Source organism: Acinetobacter sp. ANC 4218, from assembly GCF_002135245.1.
Classification (GTDB): domain Bacteria; phylum Pseudomonadota; class Gammaproteobacteria; order Pseudomonadales; family Moraxellaceae; genus Acinetobacter.
In genome coordinates, this window is the sequence record NZ_NEGD01000012.1 from 92,509 (window position 1) to 117,901 (window position 25,393).

Below are 25,393 nucleotides of genomic sequence, written 5' to 3' on the forward strand. Positions count from 1 at the left end.
GATGTTCCGTCAGAAAATACAGAATATCTACCAGCTCGGTTGCAAGGAATTGTGGAGTCTATGGCGTGACCCGGTCATGCTGATCCTGATCATCTACACCTTTACTGTGGCAATTTATACGGCAGCCACCGCCATGACCGATAGCCTGAACATGGCTCCGATTGCAATTGTAGATGAAGATCATTCAACCTTGTCCGAGCGAATTACCTCGGCATTTTATCCACCGTATTTTATTCCACAAAGCACTGAACTGAATTATATGGATGCCGGAATGGATGCTGGGGAATTTACCTTTGCTCTAAATATTCCGGTGAATTTTGAGGAAGATGTGCTTGCAGGAAAAGAAGCGGCGATTCAGGTGAATGTCGACGCCACGCGCATGTCTCAGGCAATGACCGGGGCTGGCTATATTCAGCAGATTATTCAGTCCGAAGTCAGTGAATATGTGTTGCATAGCCGGGAAGTGAGCAGCATGCCGGTTGAACTGGAGATGCGTGCCCGCTTTAACCCCTTGCTGGACCAGAAATGGTTTGGCAGTGTCATGGAAATCATCAATAACGTAGCGATGCTGTCCATCATTCTGACCGGAGCAGCTTTAATTCGCGAGCGTGAGCACGGCACGGTAGAACACCTGATGGTGATGCCGGTCACGGTGTTTGAAATTATGATGTCCAAGGTCTGGTCCATGAGTCTGGTGGTATTGATTGCGGCTTTTGCAGGGCTGAAACTAGTGGTACAGCTAGCCTTGCAGGTTCCGATTGAAGGGAACCTGTTGCTCTTCTTCTTTGGGGCATTATTGACCCTGTTTGCCACTACCTCGATGGGCATTTATCTGGCCACCATGTCGAAATCGATGCCACAGTTTGGTTTATTGATGATGCTGATTCTGATCCCGATGGAAATGCTCTCAGGTGGGATGACACCGCGGGAAAGCATGCCAGAGGTATTGCAGTATCTGATGCTGATCGCCCCGACTACGCATTTTGTTGAACTGGCCCAAGCCATTCTGTATCGAAATGCCGGGCTGAATATCGTTTGGCCGTCGTTTCTCTGGCTGGTTGGAATTGCCGTGCTGTTTTTCTATGTGGCCTGGAAACGTTTTAAGGATACCATCCATACCATGACCTGAGCATAACCAGTAGCGGGTAAATATCAATATTTTTAAATATCCCTAAGTTGCCCGTAAACACAGTTTTGTTTTTATCCCATGAGTTGTCCACAGAAATTGGGGATAATTTTTGCCCTGGGAAGGCCGGGAACATTGAAAAAATTCCAAATTTGATTAAAAAATAACCTTTTTATTGGCAGAAAGTGTCAAAATGCTCATAAAAAAACCGACTTGTTTCTAAGTCGGTTGAACGAGGTCGTTCTAGAGGGTATGACTCAATGTAAGCTAATGATCTTAAAGTAATCTTAAAAATGCTGTTATTCCTAAGTAGATATGGTTCGTATAAACAAAAACAGGCTGATAGTTTTTTTGATATTTTTAATAATTTTTCTCTATAACGGTGAGGATATAGATACTTTAGACGGGTTTTAATCCACTCTATAAGGTTTTTGGCGTACGGCTAAATTAAGTAATTAGCTATAGTAGAGTAAGTGGTTAATTGATTCCTGAAAAGGCGTTACGCTGCGATACTTTCTCTTGAAGTTGCTGTTTTTCCTGAGCGGATAAAAAGGCGATGCTCAAACCGTTTTGCTGCGCTTGTCGGATTTGTGCTTCGGACAAGCCTGCCTGTGGTGCTGCGTGTAAATATTCATATTGAATATCAATGCCTTCAACCGCAGGATCGTCACTGTTAATCGTGGCTAAAATGCCATGTTCAAGAAAGGTTTTAAGCGGATGTTGAGCAATATCGGCAACGGTACTGGTTTGCAGATTTGAGGTAATGCAGGACTCAATCCCGATCTGATGTTCAACTAAATAATCCAGCAATTTTGCATCTTCCACAGCTTTCACCCCATGCCCGATACGGGTTGCACCGAGGGTTTGAATCGCTTGCCAAATACTGCTTGCACCTGCAGCTTCGCCTGCATGGACGCTGATGTGCCAGCCTGCATCACGAGCTTGCTTGAAATGATCAATAAACAGTTCCCCTGGAAAGCCCAGTTCATCACCTGCCAAATCTAGTGCGGTAATCCGGTCACGATGAGTCAGTAAGGCATCCAGTTCTTGCTGGCAGCGAACCTGCCCAAAGGTACGACTCATAATACCGATGAGCTTAGCAGGAAGATCAAAGTCACGGCTGCCTTGCTGAACGCCATCAATCACGGCTTCGACTACGCCAGCCAATGGAAGTTGATGGCTCATCGCCATATAAAAGGGTGAAAAGCGCAGTTCGACATAGTCCAAACCTTGTTGTGCTGCATCTTGCATATTTTCCCATGCGACACGGCGGCAGGCGTCCAAATCACCCAAGACTTTCACGCCCCAGTCCAGTTTGCTTAAGAAGCTCAGCAGGTCGGGCTGATTATCCATGACCTGAACATGCGGCAGTAGTTCAGGCAGGGTGTTGGCAGGCAGTTGAATCTGAAATTGCTGCCCCAGTTCTAAAATGGTTTGCGGACGGATGTTGCCATCTAGGTGGCGGTGTAAATCGGTGAGCGGGATATTTTTATCAATCATTATTATTCACCTAAGGGTTTATCCAGTCAGAAAAGTGTGATGTCCTCACAGCATAATCGCAAGTGGATTCATTCGGCTACTGCTTAGTCATATATGCCGTAGTGAAGGCGATATTTTAAAAGAGATAAGCCTTTATTGAATGGGTTATGGAGTATTGTTCTATCCCCGCTGATGGACTTGAACAGTGCTAAGAACATACTTGTGCTTAGGCATAATCTAGCAGTAGGAATCACCGTCCTTAAAGGGTGGTGAGGATATCAAATCCATCATGGAGAGAGTGCAGAACATATAAAAAACGCTCTTATGCCACGCTCACATTAAATAATGATCCGATCCAAGAGCTGAATAACATCGCGATAATGCCCCAAAGCATTACCCGGATTGAGCCTCTCCAGATGCTGACTCCGCCTACATAACTGGCCAGTGCACCCATAATGCCAAGACTTAATACCCCAATCAGCATCACGCCTTTCTCTAAATATTGCTCAGGCAGCAGCATAATGGAAATTAAAGGAAAGAGTGAACCGACTGTAAATGCAGTAGCTGAAGAAAACGCAGCACGAAAGGGCTGGGCAGAGGTATGATCTGAAATACCAATTTCATCACGAGCATGGGCATCTAAAGCATTATGTGCGGTCAGCTGGCGGGCAACCTCTTCAGCTAAAGTGGGTTGTAATCCGCGTTGTATATAAATATTTTTTAACTCATTTAATTCATGTTCGGGATGGCGTTGTAGTTCACGTTGTTCCATCTCCAGATCATTCTGTTCAATGTCTTGCTGGGATTTAACCGAAATATATTCACCCGCAGCCATTGATGCAGCCCCAGAAATCAATCCGGCGATACACGTCACCAATAGGGTATGGGTAGATGCACCACTGGCTGCAATTCCCACCACCAGACTGGTGACTGAAATAATCCCGTCATTTGCCCCCAGCACAGCTGCACGTAACCATCCAGCACGTTCAATATAATGTTTTTCGATATGATAAGAATGACGCACAATAAACTCTCTTGCTGTTATCCATGTGATTATAGTCAATATAAGATGACTAAATCTTAATTGAGCAGCCAATAGCGAATATAAATCCGTATCTATACCTATCCCTGCCATTTTGAATCACTGGCTTTAAATACTCGTCAATCCAGAACTGCATCCATATTCAGGCTTTATATCATTGGTATTTTGTTCACTGGCGATCAAATTAAGATTCAGATAATCTTCAGATCTTAAAATTAAGCTCTAATCAATACTATTTTTTGAATGCTTTTCCTGCTTGATGGGAGCAATCATAGAAGAGGGGAATAAAAACGCCTGAGTTTGGTATATACAGTTTCCCAAGGATGCTTATTCCTATCATGTCGTTGCACTTTCAATTACCTAAAGAGTGGGCATATTGAAAAATCTACTGATTTCTATAAGGTTTTTGATAATCCCTAATGTTGTGGGGTTTAGCGCAATGAATATTTCCGTAAAAAAGGATTCATCCTGATTCGATATGAGTAATCGTTTCCTCCTTTACATTAAATCAATACCGAAATGGTGCAAGATAGCCGCCCATGCCAGGAAAAGAACCAGGGTCATTACACAACAAAGGGCTAGAGCTGGCCAAAATCCATAACGCTGATACAGGAGGGGAAATGCTAAAAACATCGGTAAAGTCGGCACCACATACCAAAAAGTGTACCAAGCATGATTTGAAATTTTCTGTGGATCTTGATGCTCAAGTTTCATCCATATCAGCACCAGTAGAGTTACAATAGGTAAGGCTGCGATCAACCCGCCTAAACGGTCACTACGTTTGGCCACTTCTGAAATGAGTATCACCATCCCAGCTGTCAGCGCATACTTAGCAATAAGCCAGACCATGTGCATTTCCTGTAATTAATCAAAATTTTATTTTATAGCGGGTTGAAATAAGTTACATGTTTTATTTCATCGATGGCTGAGGAGCGATGATGAGCTGTCAGCCTAAAATAAAAATGACTGTGCTTTGGGTATCCTTAATTTGTGAAATAAATCATTTTTCCAGATTGACCTGTCTATAAGTAAAGGGTTTACCTTAATTGAACAATGAACGAATGACAAAAAATATGCTTACTGTATCCCGCTTAGCTAAAAGTCTCAATTTATCGAGAACCACCGTTCTTTATTATGAGAAACAGGGTTTATTAAAACCCAGATTTATAGCTGAAAATGGTTACAGATGGTACGGTGAAAGTGAGATCGAGCGACTGAAAAGTATAGTCTCTTATCGCGCTTATGGACTATCAATTTCAGATATCCGCTTGCTTTTAGAACCGTGTAGCATATCCCAAGGTCAAATCTTGGAAAATCATTTTAGGACATTGGAGAAAGAGATTAATAACTTAAGGGTTCAGCAAAAAGCCATCATTGAGTTATTAAAAAAATCAATTTTATTAAAGGAAAAGTTCATGAATAAAGCGAAATGGGTAGAAATTATGACTGCTGCTGGTTTATCAAAAGAAGATATGATGAAGTGGCATCAGAAATTTGAGGAAATGGAGCCTGAAGAGCATCAGAAATTTTTAGAGTCATTAGGAATTTCACCAGAGGAAATTTCACAGATTCGCAATCTCTAGCATTTCCTCTCTTTGAGTCTAATCTCAATTTAACATAATAGAGTGAATAGCCACTGATTTTTTAGATACTTTTTAGTTAGATAGAAAAAAGGCGATGCTTCGTTATTTTATTATGGGCATTGTCAGGGTGAAATGTGTCTAATCAACAGGGTGTTCGGTCTCTAAGCTATTTTTGAATCGGATATCATCGACTTAGATCCGTATTTGCAACAGTGCCAAAATTTATTGAATTTTAATTATTAATTAGAAAATTAAAACGCCCAATTTAAAAAACTGGGCGCTTCATTAATGGTAATAAGCATTACCATTAAAACTAGAGAACACAAACCATGGTTCAGTTTTGTGTTTTATAAACATACTTTGTGTATGAGAGTTTGTAAATGATTTTTTGCCCATAGATTTAAAAATCAAAGTAACTTCTTGTTGATTTTGTTAAATTAGACTATACCCTAAAGCAACACTCAGAATGTCCCGGATTTTATGTATCATTTAAATGATTTTTAATCATATATAACATGTAACTTTGATATTAAAGATTTATAATTTACGAAATTGTTCATTTTTATCCAATTGGGGAGTGAAAGAGTGAAAGGTCAAAAAGTAGGTTATGTCCGGGTGAGTTCAGTCGAGCAAAATACAGGACGTCAACTTGAGGGAATTGAAATCGACCGGATTTTTGTTGACCGAGCTTCGGGTAAAAATACCGACCGACCGAAATTTCAGGAAATGTTGAACTATGTCCGGGAAGGGGACAGGGTGATTGTACATTCCATGGATCGTTTTGCTCGAAGCTTAAAAGATTTAGTCACTGAAGTAGATAAACTGGTCAAACGAGGAATTGCCATCCAGTTCGTAAAAGAAAATATTACTTTCACTGCTCAATCTACCCCGATGGATAATTTGATGCTGCAATTGATGGGCGCTTTTGCACAGTTCGAACGTGAGATCATTTTAGAGCGTCAAAAAGAAGGAATAAAACTGGCCTCTGCTCAAGGAAAGTACAAAGGGCGTGTACATAAATTGAAACCTGAACAGGCTGAAGCTTTAAGACAAGAATGGAAGGAAGGAAAGTACCCTTCAAAAATGGCATTAGGCCAGGCATTTGGAATTAGTCGCCAGGCGGTATACCGCTATTTAAAAGCAAGTGAGTAACTCAATTAAAATGGAAAATATTCGAAATTTTCTTGAAGATAATCAAGTCAAAATCTACTTCTGTACCATCTTTATCGGAGTTATTTTTGGATTAACCATCAGTGGAGCGACGATTTTAGAAAGTTTGATTAACCCTGCACTGGCATTAATGTTATTTGCTACTTTTTTACAAGTACCTATTGCAGAAATTGGCAAGGCATTAAAAAATTTACGTTTTATTTCTGCATTACTTATTACTAACTTTATTGCCTTACCTTTAATTACGGCAGGTCTAATACAATTTTTACCTGAAAACCCACTTATTCGTTTAGCTGTACTTTTTGTTCTACTAGCACCGTGTATTGATTATGTGATTACTTTCACCCATGTTGGGAAAGGTAATGCAAGATTATTACTTGCGATGACACCTGTATTATTGCTTATCCAAATGATCTTACTACCAATTTATCTTGGTGTACTCCTCGGAGAAGAGGTAGCTCAGCTTGTTGAAATTGGTCCTTTTGTCCATGCGTTTGTATGGTTCATTGTTGCACCCTTAGCAATGGCAGCTATAGTTCAGTTCATTGGGAATAGAAATGAACAAGCAGAAAAAGTGGCTGAAAGCCTAAACTTATTTCCTGTACCTGCCACAGCCCTAGTTTTGTTTATCGTCCTAGCATCAGTTATGCCTCAAATTGGGCTTGCAAAAAGTGCAGCTCTTCAAGCTTTACCAATTTATATTTCTTTTGCCATTATTGCTCCATTCGTGGGTTGGATAATTGCTCGTATTTTTCGATTAGAATCTGGCTCTGCTAGTGCTGTGTCCTTTTCAGCATCATATAGAAATTCATTTGTTATTCTTCCATTAGCTTTTGCAATTCCGGGAAGTATGCCCATAATTCCTGCTGTAATCTTGACTCAGACTATCGTTGAACTATGCTTTTTACCAATCTATATTCGTCTGATACCTCGACTATTCAAAACCTAGAGATTTAAACATTTAAGTAGTTGTTATAGTTAGATAAAAGTATTCAGAAGCCCACGCTTACATCGAGTAATTTAATAAAGGGGGGGGAGCTAGCTCCCCCCCTCTTTTATTCATTTGCTAATTAAAACTTACTCGCAACTTGATATGTGATGAATGAAAAGATGTAGGCTAATGCAAACAAATAAGTTGCCATAACGACAGGCTGTTTCCAGCTACCTGTTTCTCGTCTAATTGTTGCTAACGTGGCAAGACAATGTGGAGCAAAAATAAACCATACCAATAATGATAAACCTGTGGCTAACCCCCATCCATCCGGGCCTGAAATTTGACTTAACAGACTTTGAGTTACAGTATCTTCATCACCTGACATCGCATAAATCACCCCAAGAGCTGCAATTACAACTTCCCTTGCTGCCATAGCAGGAATGAGTGCAATACATATTTCCCATGTAAAACCAATAGGCGCAAATATAGGGTGAATTAAATGTCCTAACTGACCAGCTAAACTATAGTTAATGGCTGGCATGGTTGCATTATCTGGTGCTTGAGGGAACGTGACTAGCACCCATAACAAGATAGACAGTGCAACGATAATGCCACCAACTCGTTTTAAGAAAATAGTTGCCCTATCATATAAGCCTAATGCAATATTTCTAATATCTGGAATTCGGTATGTGGGAAGCTCAAAAATAAAAATACTTTCAGTTTTATCTTTTCGAACCAACTTCAGAAAGAGTGAAACTAATAACGCTGAGACTATTCCCGACATATAAAGACCAAAAAGGACTAATCCTTGCAGACTTAACCAGCCGTAGATTAATTGGTTCGGAATAAATGCCGCGATCAATAAAGCATATACGGGCAATCTTGCTGAACAGGTCATCAATGGTGCAATCATAATTGTTGCTAATCGGTCCCGTTCAGAGCTGATACTTCTGGTTGCCATAATTCCGGGAATCGCACAAGCAAAACTGGATAGCAGAGGAATAAATGAACGGCCGCTAAGCCCGGCTTTAGACATTAATTTATCTAAAAGAAATGCTGCTCGGGGTAAATAGCCTGACTCTTCAAGCATTAAAATGAAGAAGAATAAAATCAAAATCTGAGGCATATATGCAAGCACGCTACCTGTGCCAGCAATTACCCCATCGACTACCAAGCTTTTTAATAGAGGATGTTGGATTAGTGGTCCAATAAAATCACTGAGCCATACGATAAAATTTTCAATGAATTCTATAAAAGGTGTTGCCCATATAAATACCGCTTGGAACATCACAAACATGGTTAAAGTTAAGATTACTAAACCTAATACAGGATGTAGAAAAATTTTATCTAGAAATGCGGTTCTTTTATCACCATTGTCATTATTTAAAATAACTTGTTTGGTGATTTGTTTGACCTGTTCAAAATGACTTAATTCAGAATGATAAGGAGTAATAAAAAGATTTTTTTGATCTAATTGATTAATTAAATCTTGAATTCCTTTTGTTTTAACTGCGACAGCTTCAACTACAGGGATACCTAACAGTTGAGACAGTTTATCCTTATCAATGGAAATACCACGCTTTTTGACCTCATCCATCATATTTAATACAAGAATCATAGGGCGATTTAAAGCACGAACTTCGAGAACCAAGCTCAAATGTAAGCTTAAATTTGTGGCATCTACGACGCATATAAAAATGTCGGGTAGAATTTCACCTTTTAGCTCGCCCAAACAAACTGCCCTGGTGACTTCTTCATCTAAACTACTAGGTTTTAAACTGTAAGTTCCGGGTAAGTCCAATACTCGTATTGCATCACCAGAAGGTAAGTTAAAAGAACCTTCTTTTCTTTCTACGGTAACCCCAGCATAGTTGGCAACTTTTTGTCGCGTACCAGTAAGTGTATTAAATAAAGAGGTTTTTCCGCAATTTGGATTACCGACTAATGCAATATTCTTAATCTTCATTGGATACTAACTCTACAAAAATTCTTTCAGCTTCATTCTTTCTTAATGCGAATCTTGAAGTTTCAATCTGAACTAAAACAGGATCTCCGCCAAAAACACCTTTAGCGAGTACTTGTAGAGTTTCACCCTCTCTAAAACCTAATAGTTGGAGCCGTTCCAATACGGGATCAGTGGTATGACTGTATTGATTACCTTTTTTGAGATCTCTAATTTTGACGATCTGATTTTGTTTAACTTGAAATAGATTCATTTTCGATACTCTTACTTCAAAGCCAAAATCTTTCGAGCACCATTAAGCACGAATAAAGAAACCAGGATGCCAATGATTAAGTCTGGATAAGCTGATCCCGTCCACGCCACGAGTACACCGGCAAATATAACGCCCATATTTACGACAACGTCATTCGCCGAGAAAATCCAACTGGCTTTCATATGTGCGCCATCTTCTCGATGACCAGAAATAAGATATAAGCATGTCACGTTAGCTATAAGTGCGAGCAGGCCAATAACAATCATGAGCGTTGATTCTGGCTCGCTTCCAAACATGAATCGTCTAATGACATCAATAATCACGATGACAGCAAGTAATAACTGAATCCAACCTGCGAAATGGGCTGCTTTCACTTGATATTTCGCAGCTTTTCCGACGGCATATAGCGCAATACCATAAACGGCTGCATCGGCAAACATATCTAGAGAATCAGCAATCAATCCTGTAGACGCAGCAATAATTCCGCTGATGAATTCTATAAAGAACAGTAGAGCATTAATGCCTAATAACAGTTTAAGTACTTTAGCTTGTCTCACAGGATCAGGTTCATTAGGTATATCGCCTGTAGAAAGCTGTGTTTCATCAAGTTTCGCCCCAAAACCCAGTCCTTCGAGTTTAGCCGTAATTTGCTGAATCCCTTCATTATGGAAGACTTTCAGTTTTCGATTGGGAAGATCAAAAGTAAGACCTTTAACTGCTTCAATATCTGCAAGAGCCATACGGACCATTTGCTCTTCAGCAGAGCAATCCATTTTAGGAATGGTATAGGTACTTGTTTGCTTAGCCTGTTGATTGCTTATATAAGTTTCAGTCTTCACAAGCTTTGCACCAAAACCCAAAGCTTCAAGTTTGGTAGTTATATTTTCATCTTTTTGATTATGTAGAACCTTTAAAGACCGGTTAGGTAAATCAAAGATGAGTTTTTGAACACCATCAATTGAAGATAGCGCCATACGAACCATCTGTTCTTCCGCAGAACAATCCATTTTGGGAACTAAGTATTCACTCATGTAGTGCGAATCTTTTAAAACGTTTTCAGTGCTTAAATTTTCTTTGGGATCAGAACCACAACAGGATTGAGCGGTATCTTCACAACTGTTTGAAGTGTTACAGCAAGGAGATGAAGATTTTTCTTCTTCCTCTTCACCACAACAGCTAGGCGTATTATCACAATTCTTTGAATTGCTTGCTTCTGCAATTGATGGATGATTTTCTTGTTGAGATTTCTTATCTTCGCATGGTGTTTCTTTACTACATCCACAGCCACTCATAGTTATACCCATTAAAAAAATTTATAAACTTTGAATATTAGAATCCCTATAGTTACTATAGAGTCAAGATTTTTTGGAAATACCAACTCAATGCATTTAAAAATTGGTGAACTCTCTAAAAAAACCTCATGTTCAGTATTAACAATTAGGTTTTATGAAAAGGAAGGTTTAATTCCGGAACCCGAAAGAACGGAAGGAAATTACCGCCTTTACGATATAGGCTATGTTGAGCGAATTAAGTTTATTTTGAATTGCCGAACTTTAAATATGAGTTTGAATGAAATTCGTCAATTACTCACCTATAAAGATAATCCCAAGAAAAATTGTTCAGATGTGAATGAATTAATTGACTTACATGTCAGTGCTATCAGAGAAAATATAATCAAGCAACAAAAGCTTATTGAACAATTATCTGATTTAAGAGGTACTTGTGATGGCTTATGTACAATTGACCAATGTGGAGTTCTAAAAAATCTAGCTTGATTATCTAGACCTATGCTTTTTTCAAAAATTCTGTATATCTTTACTTAAGGCTGCAAAAAGTTTAAGGTTACTCAAATTCTGTGATCAGATCTTTGATAGATCTGGACAGCTTCTTATTGGTGTTTTAAATACAGATTTGTGTATGAAGAGAAAAACATTTCTAATCCAGATATTGGTACTCTTATTCACATTCCAGAATATTTGGAGTGTGGCAGAGGCTGCGTGTCTGCATGAAATGCCAAACATACCCAATTCAATACTCTCTAATCCAATCGATTTAGACGAAAAGAGTGATAGTCCTAGTCAAGCACTTTATTCCTTAGAAAACTATAAAGAAATTTATGACTATTGTCAGAAGGTTTGTTTTAACGAAAAGTGCAGTCATTTCTCAAATACAATCGTGATTCAGATTGACCCACCCGATGATTTGAAGCTTAAAACTCATTTTGAGACAGTCCTTACACCATCTTATTTGGGAAGAACTTTTTATAAATCCCCTTATCTGAATCAATTAACACCCCCTCCTGATTTGCCCCTACTATTGGTGGGGTAGTCTTATAAAAGCCCACCACTCCTAATCTCATTATGTGTGGGGCATTTCATGTCAAAAAACAAATTATATCAGGATACTTCTATCCTGAATTTATCCTGGTCAGCATTCCGTACAGGTGTCTTGCTATCCGCAATGATCAGCTTGAGTACTTCTGTAGTCGCCAGTCCTCAAGATTTAACGCTGCGACAAGCCATTGATCAGGTCAACCAGTATCAAGCGTCCCAAAATTTCTGGGAAACGCAAAACAGCATTAATGCCACGAATCTTCAGCAAAGTAAGCTGTTTAAAAATCCTGAACTGTCAGTTGAACAAACGGGATTTGGTTCAAATAATGGAAAAGAGCTTGCCATTGGCATATCACAACCCTTGGATATTTTTGGTGAGCGAAAAGCAAACCAAAAATTAGCCAGTCTCTCTACAGATAAAACAGCACTGAAGCAGAAGATTTATCAAGCGCAAATTGAGCTTGCGGTGAAATATGTATGGTCACAACTGGCCATTGCTGAACTTGAAAGAAACATTGTCAATGAACAACTTCGGGTGAGTGAAGAAAACCTTAAAGCGATCGAGAAGCGCTTTACTGCGGGCGGTATCGCGCAAGTAGATGTGAATCGCGCACGTTTAAGTCATGCTGAAAATATACGCCTTTTTAGACAGGCAGACTTACAGGTACAAGTGGCCACCCAACAATTATCAAATTTATGGGGTACGTCTGATAAGTCATTGCAGGTAAACCTCTCTTCACAAAAGCTCTGGCCAAAATCGACTCATGGACAGGTTCAAGAATATTTAGCGGAAAACTACGTTGAGAAATATCGAGCTTTACTGGTATTAGAGTCTCAAGCAACGGTTGATCAACTAAGAGCAAAGGCACGTCCTAACCCCACTTTAAACCTAGGTGTCAACCGCACCCAATCCTTGGAAAACTCCACACAAAATCAATTAGTAGTCGGAGTTAGTGTACCGCTTAATATTTTCGATCGTCAGCAAAATGGCATAAAAATCGCGCAAGAAAAAATGAACTTATTAGAGCGTCAGAAAGAGTTTTATCTAAAGCAAAATGCGCTGCAAATAGGCACAATTTTAACCGAGTTGCAGGGTTTAGAGCTGCAATTCAAAGTCGTTGACGAGACTCAAATTCCTTTGGCGACTCAAGTTCAAAGTAAGACGCTACAAGGTTTCTTGGCAGGCAAGTTTGCTTTAACCGATGTTCAGCAAGCCACGCTTCAATTACAAGACATCCGTCTGCGTAAAGTCCAGTTGTTACGGGATGGCTGGCAAAAGGCCATTGAAGCAGAAAGTTTGAGCTTAGGCATTAGCCCAAGTGAAGTCATGTCGAAAGATGCTATTGCACAAATCAATCAAAACTTATGGCAAGACATACAGGCCATGCCTGTCATTGGTGGGGGAAATTAACATGTTCGATCTTAAAAACAGCTTAAAAAAACAGAGCGGAAAAATCTCTCAACCTCTACTGATTGGTTTGGTCATCGGCGCAACCGTACTCCTCAGTATTTTCTTGATCTTGTCGGGTAAGAATAAATCTGAAACATCAGATGAACATGCAGAGGAAGAAGGCGCAGAGGAACATGGAAGTGAAGAACATGGCGGTGAAACCGAAGAGCATGCAGAAGGCGTGAGCCTGACGGCCAAGCAACTGGTGGAACAGGGCATACAGTTATCAGCGGTCGATCAAGGTCCGGTGGTTAAATTAAGTTCTTATCCTGCCAAACTCAATGTGAATACGGATCAGCAAGCGCATGTCTCACCGAGTTTTAGCGGTCATGTAGAAAATGTTTATGTAGAACTCGGCCAAAAAGTTCAGAAAGGGCAGCCTTTGGCTACATTGCTTGTTCCTGATCTAGTTGATCAGCAGGCCAATCTTAAAATTGAACAAACCAATCTGGAACTGGCGAAACAAGACTTTGAGCGTGAGCGTCAATTGTGGTCACAGGGTATCTCAGCAAAACAGGACTATCAACGGGCTTATAACAGTTATAAACGGGCACAAATCCAGGTTCAAGCGGCCCAATCACGTTTAAGTGCATTTGGTGCAGTGAATGCTAGTAACGGGCGTTATATTTTAAAAGCCCCAATTTCTGGCGTGATCAGTAAAAAGGATTTGGTTCTCGGGGAAAATGTTCAGTTAGCAAGTCAACTCTTTACCATAGACCGGTTAGATCAGCTCTGGCTTGAATTTATTGTTCCAAATTCTGAAATTGTGGGCTTAGCCCCGAATCAAAAGATCGAATTTAAATCTTTGCAAACTGAAAAGGTCTATAGGGCGGTTATTCAAACCTTAAATACTGAAGCGGATATTCAAACAGGTCGTCTTCAGGTGCGAGCAAAAGTTGAATCGAATGCAACCGAATTACGTCCAAACTTGATGGTAAACGTACAGTTGCAACAACGCAGTGAAAGTACCGCATTACGGGTGCTTAAGTCCGCAGTTCAGAATGTCGATGGAAAAGATGTGGTTTTTGTCGCCACTCAGCATGGACAAAAAGTTGAATTCACTCCGCAACCGGTGAAATTAGGTCAATCGTCTGGGGATAGCCAGTGGATTGAAGTGGTAAATGGGCTTAATCAGGGACAAAAATATGCCGCTCAAGGCAGTTTCTTACTGAAATCTGAGATGGAAAAAGGAGAGGCTTCACATGAGCACTAAAAGCCCTCACATTCCAGACCACGAATCGGTAAAACCTGAAGGGCTGTTTGATCGGCTGATCCAGTTTTCTATTCATAACGCAATCTGGGTCATGCTGTTTATTGCAGCCTGGATTGCTATTGGTATTTATAGTTATCAAAAGTTACCGATTGATGCTGTACCGGATATTACCAATACTCAGGTGCAGATTAACACTTCAGCCAATGGCTTTACGGCTTTGGAAATGGAACAGCGGATTACCTATCCAATTGAGAATGCCATGTCAGGCATGCCGAAAATGGAACAAACCCGTTCGATTTCACGCTACGGCTTATCGCAAGTGACCATCATTTTTGAAGATGGCACGGATATTTACTGGGCCAGACAGCTTATCAACCAGCGCTTGCAAGAAGCAATGGGAGAAATGCCTGAAGATGTGCAACCTAACATGTCGCCTATTTCGACAGGTTTAGGTGAAATCTATCAATGGGTGATTAAAGCCGAACCAAATGCTAAAAAGCCGGATGGAACCCCTTATTCGGCGATGGATTTACGTGAAATTCAGGATTGGATTGTAAGACCGCAATTACAGCGCGTAAAAGGCGTTGCGGAGATCAACAGTATCGGTGGCTTTAATAAAACCTATGTGGTTGCCCCTGATCTGAACCGATTGCAACAATTGCAAATTCCTTTGTCTGATTTACAAACTGCCTTAACAGAGAATAATGAAAACCGTGGTGCTGGCTATATTGAGAAAAATGGACAACAGCTAACGGTTCGTGTTCCCGGCACTTTAAACACGATTGAAGATATCCAGAACATCAGTATTACCAATAAAAACGGCTATCCTATTCGGGTGGCAGATGTCGCCAATGTCTCAATTGGTCATGACTTAAGAACAGGGGCTGCAACCTATAATGGTGAAGAAACTGTATTGGGTATTGCCATGATGATGATGGGAGAAAATAGCCGTACCGTTGCTCAAGCCATTGATGAAAAGGTGCAATCGATCCAGCAATCGCTACCTAAAGGTGTGGTGATTGAGACTGTGTATGACCGTACGCATTTGGTTGATCGGGCGATCAAAACCGTTCAGAAAAATTTGATTGAGGGTGCAATCCTCGTCATTGTTATTTTATTTCTCTTTCTAGGTAATTTCCGTGCTGCGCTGATCACGGCTTGCGTTATTCCACTGTCAATGCTGTTTACCTTGACGGGAATGGCAGAGCAGAAGATTAGTGCAAATCTGATGAGTTTAGGGGCACTGGACTTCGGTATTATTATTGATGGTGCAGTGGTTATTGTAGAAAACTGTATCCGTCGGCTAGCAGAAGCTCAGAAGCTGAAAGGTGGTTTACTTAGCCGTTCTGAAAGATTTAAAGAAGTCTTCTTGGCTGCAAAACAGGCGCGTCGTCCTCTCATCTTTGGACAGTTAATTATTTTGGTAGTTTATCTACCTATCTTTACCCTGACGGGTGTAGAAGCCAAACTTTTCCATCCTATGGCAATGACGGTTGTACTGGCTTTAATTGGGGCCATGATTTTATCTGTCACTTTTGTGCCAGCCGCAGTTGCCCTATTTGTCACTGGAGAAGTCAAGGAAACCGAAAGTCGCTGGATGCATTGGCTTAAAACTAAATATGAATTGCTTTTAGATAGAGCCTATGAGCTTCGTTTATTTGTGACTATTGTGGCTGCCTGTATTTTAGTGCTTACGGGTGTGCTAGCTACTCAAACAGGTAGCGAGTTTGCACCTCAACTGGGTGAAGGTGATTTTGCTGTTCAGCAAATGCGTTCCCCAAGTACAGGGTTAGAACAGTCACTGAGAATGCAGGAAAATACTGAAAAGTTACTGTTGAAAGAATTTCCTGAAATTAAAGCAATCTTTGCCCGTACCGGTACAGCAGAAGTGGCCACAGATGTCATGCCACCCAACATTTCAGATGGCGTGGTACTGTTAAAACCTCATGATGAATGGCCTGATCCAAAACAAACGATTGATGAGCTTCGCCAAAGAATGATTACTTTCTTAGCGACATTGCCGGGAAATAACAGTGAGTTCTCGCAACCCATTGAACTGCGTTTTAACGAGTTAATTTCAGGGGTGCGAAGTGATGTGGGTGTCAAGTTATTTGGCGATGATATGGAAATTCTGAATCGTGAAGCGAATAAGATTTCTCAGAAAATTAAATCAATTTCAGGCGCGACAGCCGTTAATGTAGAGCAAACCAGCGGCTTACCCTTGTTGAATGTAGAAGTTGATAAGTCCAGAGCAGCACAATACGGCTTGTCGGTAAGAGCAATTCAGGATCTGGTGGCGACAAGTGTCGGTGGTCAAAATGTTGGAACCATTCTACAGGGAGACAAGCGTTTTGATTTTGTTATCCGTCTAGATGAATCCCAGCGTAGTCCCGAGCAGTTAGCGCTACTTCCTGTTCAATTGCCAAATGGTGGTTTAGTCCAACTGCAAGATGTTGCACGCGTTGAAAATATCCTGGGTATTAATCAGGTCAGCCGTGAAAATGGTAAACGTCGGGTGGTTATTACTGCAAATGTAGAAGGACGCGATTTAGGCTCATTCGTAACAGAACTTCAGAGCACGTTATCCAAACAGGAATTACCAAGCGGTTATTGGATAGATTATGGCGGTCAATTTCAAAATCTGATGTCTGCAAAAGCGCGTATGCAATTGGTGGTTCCGCTCGCATTGTTGACGATCTTTATTTTATTGATGGCTGTATTCCATAATATCAAAGAAAGCTTACTGGTCTTTAGTGGTGTCCCGTTTGCCTTATGTGGAGGCTTAATCGCGTTGTGGTTGCGTGACATTCCATTATCCATGTCAGCAGGGGTTGGCTTCATTGCACTATCGGGGGTGGCTGTACTGAATGGCTTAGTCATGCTCACCTTTATCAAAGAGTTGCGACAGCAATATGACCTTTATTATGCAACGTGGCAGGGTGCAATTTTGCGTCTTAGACCTGTGCTGATGACCGCTTGTGTTGCTTCGCTTGGGTTTGTTCCGATGGCTTTGGCAACCGGGACTGGGGCAGAAGTACAGAGACCTTTAGCGACTGTAGTCATTGGAGGAATTATCTCCTCTACCCTGCTTACATTGGTTTTACTGCCTGTACTGTACCGGTGGATGAATGAAAAGAAAGCTTCTTAATCCATTAGATTAAGCAATTTTTAGCAGAGATATTGGGTCTGTCTCAAATATCTCTGCTAATCATGGATTAAATAAGGAAAATTTTATGTCAGAACATCATGATCATAGCCATGCGGTTGTTACTGAAGGAAATAGTAAGAAATTAATGTTTGCTTTGGGTTTAACGACTACTTTTTTAATAGTAGAAGTTGTCGCTGCTTTTATTACCCAAAGTTTAGCATTACTGTCTGATGCCGCTCACATGTTTACTGATGTAGCCGCATTAGCTATTGCTCTTGCTGCTATCAAAATTGGTAAAAAAGCCGCAGATGATAAAAGAACTTTTGGCTATCAGCGATTCGAAATTTTAGCGGCTCTGTTTAATGCAGTGATGCTTTTTGTGGTGGCGATATATATTGTCTATGAAGCTTACCAACGCTTTACGCATCCTGCTGAAATTCAAAGTGTTGGAATGATGATTGTCGCAGTCATTGGTTTGGTCATAAATTTGATTTCAATGAAAATCCTTTCTGCGAGTGCTCAAGAAAGTCTAAATGTGAAAGGCGCATATTTAGAAGTCCTTAGTGATGCACTGGGATCGATAGGCGTGATTATCGGAGGAGTGGTCATTTATTTTACCCAGTGGATGTGGGTAGATACCGTAATCGCTGTGTTAATTGGCTTCTGGGTTTTACCTCGAACTTGGGTTTTATTAAAACAAAGTATCCATATTTGGCACTGTTGCAAATAACCACGAATGGTAAGCTGAAGACTGTTTTAGCTAAAGGTGCAGCATATGAATCCTTTCCATGGTCGGCATTTTCAGGGCGAAATCATTCTTTGGGCTGTGCGCTGGTATTGTAAATATGGCATTAGCTATCGTGAACTGCAGGAAATGCTGGCCGAACGGGGTGTGAATGTTGATCACACGACTATTTACCGTTGGGTTCAACGTTATGCTCCTGAAATAGAAAAACGTTTACGCTGGTATTGGCGTAATCCTACAGATCTGAGCTCGTGGCATATTGATGAAACCTATGTAAAAGTGAATGGACGATGGTCTTATCTGTATCGTGCAGTCGATCAACGTGGCGATACCATTGATTTTTATCTTTCTTCTAGACGTAATACCAAATCAGCATATTGTTTTCTTGGAAAAATKTTAAATAATGTGAAGAAGTGGCAAATTCCACAAGTGATCAACACGGATAAAGCACCCACATATGGACGTGCTTTATCACGGTTAAAACGGGAAGGTAAATGTCCACCAGACCTTGAGCACAGGCAGATTAAGTATAAAAATAACGTGATTGAATGTGATCATGGCAAGCTAAAGCGGATCATCAGGGCCACATTAGGATTCAAATTTATGAAGACGGCTTATGCCACAATTAAAGGTATTGAAGTCATGCGTGCACTACGTAAAGGACAAGCATCGTCATTTTATTATGGTCAGCCTCAGGGTGAAGTGTGTCTAATCAACAGGGTTTTCGGTCTCTAAGTACTTTTTAAAGGGAACATCATCGACTCAAATCTCTATTTGCAACAGTGCCGATCACAGTACAATTTATCGTTGGGTTCAGCGTTATGCTCCAGAAATGGAAAAACGGTTACGCTGGTATTGGCGTAATCCTACAGATTTACATTCATGGCATATGGATGAGACTTATATCAAAGTGAAGGGGCGATGGACTTACCTGTATCGTGCAGTTGATCAACGGGGTCATACGATTGACTTTTACCTTTCCGCTAGACGGAACAGTAAATCAGCCTATAGTTTTCTAGGAAAGATCTTCAATACGGTGAAAAAATGGCAAATTCCACGGGTCATCAATACAGATAAAGCAGCGACCTATGGCCATGCTTTATCACGATTAAAGCGAGAAGGAAAATGTCCAGTAGATATTGAGCACAGGCAGATTAAGTATAAAAATAATGTCATTGAATGTGATCATGGTAAGTTAAAGCGAATCATCAGGGCCACATTAGGATTCAAATCTATGAAGACGGCTTATGCCACAATTAAAGGTATTGAAGTCATGCGTGCACTACGTAAAGGACAAGCATCGTCATTTTATTATGGTCAGCCTCAGGGTGAAGTGTGTCTAATCAACAGGGTTTTCGGTCTCTAAGCACTTTTTAAAGGGAACATCATCGACTCAAATCTCTATTTGCAACAGTGCCGTAAATTTGAGAATGAATCTGTACGTACAGACTCATTCCCTATCTATAAAGATATTAGAAATAGCTACATAGAGTTTATTTCTAGTTTATTCAAATTAGTCGTTCAAATTAGGCGTTACTACGGATGAACAATAATTTTTACAGCAGACTCATTATTATGAATCAATGTTTCAAAGCCTTTAGAAACAAGATCATCTAATGCAATCCGTTGGGTAATAAAAGGTTCTAGATTAATCTTACCTTGCTCAACCAAACGGATAGTTTCCTGATGATCATTTACATAAGCAATCGTGCCACGAATATCTAGCTCTTTCATCACCACACTATGCACATTAATTGTGGCAGGATGGCTCCAAATAGAAACGATAACGACTACACCAGTTGGTTTCATTGCTGCAACGAGTGTATCCATGACTTTATTGACACTACTACATTCAAAAGCGACATCTACACCGCGGTCTTCTGTAATTTTCATTACCTCAGCAACTACATCAACCTTAGATGGGTCTAGTACATAATCGGCAACACCCGCTTCTATCGCTTTTTCTTTACGTTTTGCACTCAGTTCAGTAATGATGACCGTGAGACCTTTAGCCTTTAAAATAGCAGATAAAAGTAAGCCTATTGGGCCTGCTCCACCAACCAGTGCGATATCGCCAGCTTTTGCGCCACTTCTGACATAGGCATGATGACCGACAGATAAAGGTTCTATCAATGCTGCTTGGTCTAAAGGAATATCATTTGAAATAGGATGTACCCAACGCCGCTGAACTGCAATTTTTTCAGAAAGACCACCACCGCGTCCGCCTAAACCAATAAAGTTCATATTTTTTGATAAATGATACTTATCATTGGGGCCAGTCGGCACATCGTCAGCAATGATGTAGGGTTCAACTACGACATGTTGCCCAATTTGGATATCATCTACACCCTCTCCAACTGCATAAACCACGCCTGAAAATTCATGTCCCATTGTTACAGGTGCAGATTCTCCCGAAATTGGGTGTGGGTGACCACAAGGTGGAATAAAAATAGGACCTTCCATGAATTCATGTAAATCTGTACCGCAAATACCACACCACGCAACTTGAATTCCAACTGTGCCTGGAAGTACTTTCGGTTCAGGGATATCTTCAATTCGAATATCCCCTCGGTCATAAAAACGAGCTGCTTTCATTTTATATTCCTTATATTGATGTTAACGGTAAACCATTCTAGACGTAATACCAAATCAGCATATTGTTTTCTTGGAAAAATTTTAAATAATGTGAAGAAGTGGCAAATTCCACAAGTGATCAACACGGATAAAGCACCCACATATGGACGTGCTTTATCACGGTTAAAACGGGAAGGTAAATGTCCACCAGACCTTGAGCACAGGCAGATTAAGTATAAAAATAACGTGATTGAATGTGATCATGGCAAGCTAAAGCGGATCATCAGGGCCACATTAGGATTCAAATCTATGAAGACGGCTTATGCCACAATTAAAGGTATTGAGGTCATGCGTGCACTACGTAAAGGACAAGCATCGTCATTTTATTATGGTCAGCCTCAGGGTGAAGTGTGTCTAATCAACAGGGTTTTCGGTCTCTAAGTACTTTTTAAAGGGAACATCATCGACTCAAATCTCTATTTGCAACAGTGCCCGATGGACTGCATCTACTCGTAGACTCTACAGGCATGAAGTTTCTAGGTGAGGGCGAATGGAAACGCAAGAAACATGGAGCTGAATATCGTCGCCAATAATGACGTATAAAGTTTTATCTAATTTTTCTTTTTATCCAATTTAAAATTAGGTGCGTACACGGCCTCAACTTTCAATAAAGTATAAAAGGTGTTTGTGTAGGCAATACCCTTACTTTTGATAAGCCAAAAGAAAGCAAAAGCCTTTGTTACCCATACATAACATCCCTATTATGATGGATAACGTGTGGCATCCCTGCCACACTCGTGTATCCAAACGTTGCTTAAATTAAACTATGTAATAGTGGCGACATAAAGGTGCTCTTATCGCTATATATTAAAAACTTAGTGGAACACTGTTTCTAAAGCTTTTAAACCCACTTTGGGATCAAGTAGACCGTTGTAAATTTCAGGGATTTCACGTTCCACCCCAAAAAATTCATAAATGGCAAGCATCGCCCCACGAACTGAATATTCCACAGTAAAGACCACGTCATCTTCAATTTCCACAAACTGTCCAAGGAAAGCAAAGTTTTGTGAGCCTTGTGGAATTACCTGTGGACGATCCCCCGGTTTACGGCAGGCGAATAGGGCAGAGGCGTATGGCATCATGGCGGTAGTAACATCAGTCGTTGCCAAAACATGATCTAAAATGTCGTCAAAACCGAGCTGTTTAATCAGTTCTGTTAGGATTTCTTGCCCCGTGGCTTCGGACATTGGTTTTTTGATGTAATCGCCTATATGGTCAATTTGGAAACCGTAGCCCCATAAGGTATATAAACCTTCAGGTAAGTCGGCAAAGTGTGGCTGTGCAGGAACCACGATGGATAAATGCCAACCCGACTCATACCAAGTCATGAGTGCGCCTGTGCCTGGTTCATTGCCTGTATAGTCAATAATACGTTTAAGTAGCACGTCATCTTTCATGGTCAGAGTGAAAGACTCCCACTTATGTTCATCGACATTGCCATAAAAAGTCATTGGACGGCCAAAGTCTGGGGCTTTTTGTGCCAGCGTTTCCCAAAGCGTCCAGCCATGATCTTCTCGATGACGAATAAGGGCAGGCACGTCATGATTACCGCCATAACGTGAGTCTGCTGTAATAGAGCCTAAAGTGAAAATAGCTAAATCATTGGCTTTCAGATTAATTTGCTCTGAGCCTTCAGGCAATTGTACATATAGGCGTGAAGCGTAGCGTTCTTGAGTTTCAGCATTGGTAATGAAGTCTGCATCTGTGACATAGTGTCCAAAACGCACATCGACGCCTTGTGCGACTAACCAACGCTGTAGGGGCAGAATCATCGAGTCATATTGGTTGTACTTGGTACGTTTCACACCCGCTAAGGTATGAATGCGTGGCAATTCTTGAATAAAACGCAAGAAATAGCGTCTTAACTCTGCTGCACTGTGCCATTTTTGAAAAGCGAAAGTCGTGCGCCACATGCGCCAGAAATTGGTTTCAAAAAAGGTTTCATCAAAAAACTCATCAATGCGGCGACTGCCAATTTTTTCTTCTTTTGAAGCTAATAGGCGCAGCATCTGTGCACGATGTAGCGTATTCAGACCAAGCTTTGCTGCATCCGCAATGACATGTTCGGCATCAATCAACCGTGCATTGGCGTGGGTTTTCACTTTTTCATTAAACTCACGACATTCTTCACGCACCGAAATGTCTGGATTTTCCAAAGATGGAATACTGGAAAATAAGTCCCATAGGCACAAATAAGTTTCATCGGTCAGCATTCGCCCACCACGTGTTACCCAAGCTTGCGCGGCATGCGGTGTATGTCCACCATCCATCGAACCACCTGAAATATCGAGTTCTTCTAAAATATGGATATTTTTGGCAGGGACTTTGGCATCACGGATTGCAAATGCAGCAGCAGCCATACCTGCGATACCACCACCAATAATCCAAAGATGGGACTGTTGTGCGTCTAATGGGGTGCGCTTCTTCTTTTGCATGGTTCACCTTTAATAATGATGTTAAAAACTATGAAGTATAAAATGTGATTTAGAAAAACCTTAAAAATAGTATGACTTTTTATATATTAGGACTTACGCATTGACGGATTCAAAAAAGTATTAAAATACTTTATAAAGTATCTGTGATCAGACGAATTAAACATGCTTCTACAGCAACTTGTACATTACCCATTTATATGGGCTTTCTCATGACAGAACCGAACTCTATTAGCTGCACACAACTTGCCGAGACTTATAATATCTCGCATGATAGTGTAAATCGCTTTCTAGAGCGTGAAGACTACACACCTCACGACCTATATCAAGAATCAATTCAACATATTGATAATAATAAACTTATAGTCAGTATTGATGATACTGTTTTAGATAAACCATATAGTCAACATATGGACTTGGTTAGCTATTTTTGGTCAGGCAAACACCACCGATCCGTCAAGGGTATTAATCTCATTACCTTGTATGCGACAGATCGAAATGGTCAAAATATTCCAATTAATTTCCGAATTTATGACAAATCTGAAAGTAAAACCAAGAATGATTACTTTATGGATATGTTAAGTGAAGTACTCAGTTGGGGTGCAAAGATTCAATTTATTACAGGTGATAGTTGGTATTCATCGACTGGAAATCTAAAAACCATAAGAAAATATGGTATTCGATTTATGTTTGGTATCGACTGTAACCGTAAGGTTTCCCCAGAAAAAGGACAATGGTTTCAACTGCGCTTATTGCCAGATTTCCATCAGGGTCAAGTGATCTGGCTCAAAGATTTTGGCTTTGTACAATTATTTAAGACTCAGTTAAAAGAACAGCAGAGGTTTTATATTGTGCATCAAGATGAAGATGATTTATTGTCCTTTGAAGGTTTTCATGAATTACATTCAAGTCATTGGAAAATAGAGCAATATCACCGGGTGATTAAACAGGTTTGTCATATTGAAAAGTTTCAAGTAAGACGATCTAAACTGATTTTGAATCATATTTTTTCAGCCTTGATGGCCTACGTTGAGATACAAAAGAACCAGTTTGAGCGGATCTTTGAAAATATATATCGTTGGCAGAAGAAATTATTTAGACCAATTATCAAAAACTTCATTGATGACTTTATTCTCGATAAAAATCATCTGCTACCACAGAGAATCTATAAGTAATAGTGCGTAAGTCCTATATATGAAAAATGTATGAAATGGGAAGCAATTTACTCATTATATTTTGTAATCAAAAAAATGTAAGTAATGGTTATTTTTAATACACATTTGTATTTTTTTTAAAATAAAATATGATTTAAGTAATTGATTTTATTATTTTATAGAGTAATCACTCTATTTTGATCATATTTGTTTGTGTCTGAAGAATGTGTTTGAAACTAGGCTTTCTATTGATCATTAAAAGATATAATTGAATAATAGATCTCTCTTTCATAAATCAAAAAACGAGCACCTTTTTGATTGATATTTGTACTCTAATTTTCTTAGCATTCGTGCATAATCTGCGGATGAAATACATTGATTCAAAGAAGCTTTCTGAAACACAGTTTAAGCGATATACAGGCATCTCATGGTCAACCTTTTATTTAAATGGTTGAGCAATTGCAGAAGCATGTTCCAGCTAAAGGCAGACCACCCAAGTGGCACTGTTGCAAATAACCACGAATGGTAAGTTGAAGACTGTTTTAGCTAAAGGTGCAGCATATGAATCCTTTCCATGGTCGGCATTTTCAGGGCGAAATCATTCTTTGGGCTGTGCGCTGGTATTGTAAATATGGCATTAGCTATCGTGAACTGCAGGAAATGCTGGCCGAACGGGGTGTGAATGTTGATCACACGACTATTTACCGTTGGGTTCAACGTTATGCTCCTGAAAT

Annotated in this window: 19 protein-coding genes and 5 pseudogenes; 16 read left to right on the plus strand and 8 right to left on the minus strand. The window is 40.2% G+C overall.

The genetic code is table 11. From position 1 onward, the window contains the following. Nucleotide 1: 1 nt before the first annotated feature. Nucleotides 2-1,129 (plus strand): ABC transporter permease, encoded by a 1,128-nt coding sequence (locus B9T38_RS12705; protein ID WP_086197152.1) that lies wholly within the window; start codon nucleotides 2-4, stop codon nucleotides 1,127-1,129. 474 nt (nucleotides 1,130-1,603) lie between these two features. Here B9T38_RS12705 and add read toward each other — a convergent pair whose 3' ends face one another. From add to B9T38_RS12720, 3 genes are all read right to left on the minus strand, one after another. Beyond that, nucleotides 1,604-2,626: an adenosine deaminase gene (gene add, locus B9T38_RS12710; protein WP_086197153.1), complete on the minus strand. Its 1,023-nt coding sequence runs from the start codon at nucleotides 2,624-2,626 to the stop codon at nucleotides 1,604-1,606. A 301-nt stretch (nucleotides 2,627-2,927) separates the two neighbouring features. Further along, nucleotides 2,928-3,629, minus strand: coding sequence for a VIT1/CCC1 transporter family protein (locus B9T38_RS12715; RefSeq protein WP_086197154.1), 702 nt, complete (start codon nucleotides 3,627-3,629; stop codon nucleotides 2,928-2,930). 516 nt (nucleotides 3,630-4,145) lie between these two features. Then, entirely contained in the window at nucleotides 4,146-4,496 is a 351-nt protein-coding gene (locus B9T38_RS12720; protein WP_086197155.1) for a DUF3147 family protein, read from the minus strand. Between the two features lie 197 nt (nucleotides 4,497-4,693). Between B9T38_RS12720 and B9T38_RS12725 the strand changes: the two genes are divergently transcribed. The 3 genes from B9T38_RS12725 (at nucleotide 4,694) to B9T38_RS12735 (ending at nucleotide 7,349) form a co-directional block, all read left to right on the plus strand. Then, nucleotides 4,694-5,230 (plus strand): MerR family transcriptional regulator, encoded by a 537-nt coding sequence (locus B9T38_RS12725; RefSeq protein ID WP_251992243.1) that lies wholly within the window; start codon nucleotides 4,694-4,696, stop codon nucleotides 5,228-5,230. Between the two features lie 585 nt (nucleotides 5,231-5,815). Continuing rightward, nucleotides 5,816-6,382 (plus strand): recombinase family protein, encoded by a 567-nt coding sequence (locus B9T38_RS12730; protein ID WP_004758168.1) that lies wholly within the window; start codon nucleotides 5,816-5,818, stop codon nucleotides 6,380-6,382. 10 nt (nucleotides 6,383-6,392) lie between these two features. Beyond that, the gene (locus B9T38_RS12735; RefSeq protein ID WP_004665958.1) at nucleotides 6,393-7,349 is read left to right on the plus strand and encodes an arsenic resistance protein; all 957 of its coding nucleotides are present in this window, start codon (nucleotides 6,393-6,395) and stop codon (nucleotides 7,347-7,349) included. Nucleotides 7,350-7,470: 121 nt separating this feature from the next. Here B9T38_RS12735 and feoB read toward each other — a convergent pair whose 3' ends face one another. From feoB to B9T38_RS12750, 3 genes are read right to left on the minus strand one after another with little or no spacing between them, the layout of a single operon-like run. Next, a complete protein-coding gene (feoB, locus tag B9T38_RS12740; protein ID WP_086044985.1) occupies nucleotides 7,471-9,300 on the minus strand; it encodes a ferrous iron transporter B in 1,830 nt (609 codons plus the stop codon). Further along, a complete protein-coding gene (locus B9T38_RS12745) occupies nucleotides 9,290-9,550 on the minus strand; it encodes a FeoA family protein (protein ID WP_004665962.1) in 261 nt (86 codons plus the stop codon). The genes feoB and B9T38_RS12745 overlap by 11 nt, the downstream gene beginning before the upstream one ends. Nucleotides 9,551-9,561: 11 nt before the next feature. Next, nucleotides 9,562-10,842 (minus strand): cation efflux transmembrane domain-containing protein, encoded by a 1,281-nt coding sequence (locus B9T38_RS12750; protein WP_005407391.1) that lies wholly within the window; start codon nucleotides 10,840-10,842, stop codon nucleotides 9,562-9,564. Between the two features lie 90 nt (nucleotides 10,843-10,932). Between B9T38_RS12750 and cadR the strand changes: the two genes are divergently transcribed. From cadR to B9T38_RS12790, 8 genes and pseudogenes are all read left to right on the plus strand, one after another. Continuing rightward, a complete protein-coding gene (gene cadR, locus B9T38_RS12755) occupies nucleotides 10,933-11,325 on the plus strand; it encodes a Cd(II)/Pb(II)-responsive transcriptional regulator (RefSeq protein ID WP_004281856.1) in 393 nt (130 codons plus the stop codon). 142 nt (nucleotides 11,326-11,467) lie between these two features. After that, on the plus strand, nucleotides 11,468-11,878 hold the full coding sequence (locus tag B9T38_RS12760; protein WP_025465702.1) for a hypothetical protein: 411 nt from the start codon (nucleotides 11,468-11,470) through the stop codon (nucleotides 11,876-11,878). A 48-nt stretch (nucleotides 11,879-11,926) separates the two neighbouring features. Next, the gene (locus B9T38_RS12765) at nucleotides 11,927-13,294 is read left to right on the plus strand and encodes a TolC family protein (protein ID WP_086197157.1); all 1,368 of its coding nucleotides are present in this window, start codon (nucleotides 11,927-11,929) and stop codon (nucleotides 13,292-13,294) included. A 1-nt stretch (nucleotide 13,295) separates the two neighbouring features. Beyond that, entirely contained in the window at nucleotides 13,296-14,546 is a 1,251-nt protein-coding gene (locus tag B9T38_RS12770; RefSeq protein ID WP_086197158.1) for an efflux RND transporter periplasmic adaptor subunit, read from the plus strand. Then, nucleotides 14,536-17,694, plus strand: coding sequence for an efflux RND transporter permease subunit (locus B9T38_RS12775; RefSeq protein WP_086197159.1), 3,159 nt, complete (start codon nucleotides 14,536-14,538; stop codon nucleotides 17,692-17,694). The genes B9T38_RS12770 and B9T38_RS12775 overlap by 11 nt, the downstream gene beginning before the upstream one ends. 85 nt (nucleotides 17,695-17,779) lie before the next feature. After that, a pseudogene (locus B9T38_RS12780) lies at nucleotides 17,780-18,406 on the plus strand (cation diffusion facilitator family transporter); the annotation flags it as partial. 63 nt (nucleotides 18,407-18,469) lie between these two features. After that, nucleotides 18,470-19,174 carry an IS6-like element IS1006 family transposase gene (locus tag B9T38_RS12785; RefSeq protein WP_086197160.1) on the plus strand — a complete coding sequence of 235 codons (705 nt, stop codon included), beginning with the start codon at nucleotides 18,470-18,472 and terminating at the stop codon, nucleotides 19,172-19,174. Between the two features lie 46 nt (nucleotides 19,175-19,220). Then, nucleotides 19,221-19,805 (plus strand): annotated as a pseudogene (locus B9T38_RS12790) (IS6 family transposase); the annotation flags it as partial. A gap of 170 nt (nucleotides 19,806-19,975) precedes the next feature. On the opposite strand, the gene B9T38_RS12795 reads toward B9T38_RS12790, so the two are convergent. After that, complete coding sequence (locus tag B9T38_RS12795) at nucleotides 19,976-21,034, minus strand: 2,3-butanediol dehydrogenase (RefSeq protein ID WP_004281883.1); 1,059 nt, start codon at nucleotides 21,032-21,034, stop codon at nucleotides 19,976-19,978. Nucleotides 21,035-21,070: 36 nt separating this feature from the next. Here B9T38_RS12795 and B9T38_RS12800 point away from each other — a divergent pair. Next, a pseudogene (locus B9T38_RS12800) lies at nucleotides 21,071-21,454 on the plus strand (IS6-like element IS1006 family transposase); the annotation flags it as partial. 53 nt (nucleotides 21,455-21,507) lie between these two features. Continuing rightward, nucleotides 21,508-21,603, plus strand: a pseudogene (locus B9T38_RS16615) (IS5/IS1182 family transposase); the annotation flags it as partial. Nucleotides 21,604-21,888: 285 nt separating this feature from the next. Here the strand turns inward: B9T38_RS16615 and B9T38_RS12805 are convergent. Further along, on the minus strand, nucleotides 21,889-23,508 hold the full coding sequence (locus tag B9T38_RS12805) for an oleate hydratase (protein WP_004726755.1): 1,620 nt from the start codon (nucleotides 23,506-23,508) through the stop codon (nucleotides 21,889-21,891). Nucleotides 23,509-23,651: 143 nt separating this feature from the next. On the opposite strand from B9T38_RS12805, the gene B9T38_RS12810 reads away from it, so the two are divergent. Continuing rightward, nucleotides 23,652-24,680, plus strand: coding sequence for an IS701 family transposase (locus B9T38_RS12810; protein WP_086197162.1), 1,029 nt, complete (start codon nucleotides 23,652-23,654; stop codon nucleotides 24,678-24,680). Nucleotides 24,681-25,220: 540 nt separating this feature from the next. Beyond that, nucleotides 25,221-25,393: pseudogene (locus B9T38_RS12820) on the plus strand (IS6 family transposase); the annotation flags it as partial.

Coding starts and splice junctions, on each gene's coding strand:
- B9T38_RS12795 (WP_004281883.1), bottom strand. CDS start 21,034: ATGAAAGCAGCTCGTTTTTATGACCGAGGGGATATTCGAATTGAAGAT.
- cadR (WP_004281856.1), top strand. CDS start 10,933: ATGCATTTAAAAATTGGTGAACTCTCTAAAAAAACCTCATGTTCAGTA.
- B9T38_RS12735 (WP_004665958.1), top strand. CDS start 6,393: ATGGAAAATATTCGAAATTTTCTTGAAGATAATCAAGTCAAAATCTAC.
- B9T38_RS12765 (WP_086197157.1), top strand. CDS start 11,927: ATGTCAAAAAACAAATTATATCAGGATACTTCTATCCTGAATTTATCC.
- B9T38_RS12770 (WP_086197158.1), top strand. CDS start 13,296: ATGTTCGATCTTAAAAACAGCTTAAAAAAACAGAGCGGAAAAATCTCT.
- B9T38_RS12745 (WP_004665962.1), bottom strand. CDS start 9,550: ATGAATCTATTTCAAGTTAAACAAAATCAGATCGTCAAAATTAGAGAT.
- feoB (WP_086044985.1), bottom strand. CDS start 9,300: ATGAAGATTAAGAATATTGCATTAGTCGGTAATCCAAATTGCGGAAAA.
- B9T38_RS12775 (WP_086197159.1), top strand. CDS start 14,536: ATGAGCACTAAAAGCCCTCACATTCCAGACCACGAATCGGTAAAACCT.
- B9T38_RS12750 (WP_005407391.1), bottom strand. CDS start 10,842: ATGAGTGGCTGTGGATGTAGTAAAGAAACACCATGCGAAGATAAGAAA.
- add (WP_086197153.1), bottom strand. CDS start 2,626: ATGATTGATAAAAATATCCCGCTCACCGATTTACACCGCCACCTAGAT.
- B9T38_RS12720 (WP_086197155.1), bottom strand. CDS start 4,496: ATGGTCTGGCTTATTGCTAAGTATGCGCTGACAGCTGGGATGGTGATA.
- B9T38_RS12760 (WP_025465702.1), top strand. CDS start 11,468: ATGAAGAGAAAAACATTTCTAATCCAGATATTGGTACTCTTATTCACA.
- B9T38_RS12705 (WP_086197152.1), top strand. CDS start 2: ATGTTCCGTCAGAAAATACAGAATATCTACCAGCTCGGTTGCAAGGAA.
- B9T38_RS12805 (WP_004726755.1), bottom strand. CDS start 23,508: ATGCAAAAGAAGAAGCGCACCCCATTAGACGCACAACAGTCCCATCTT.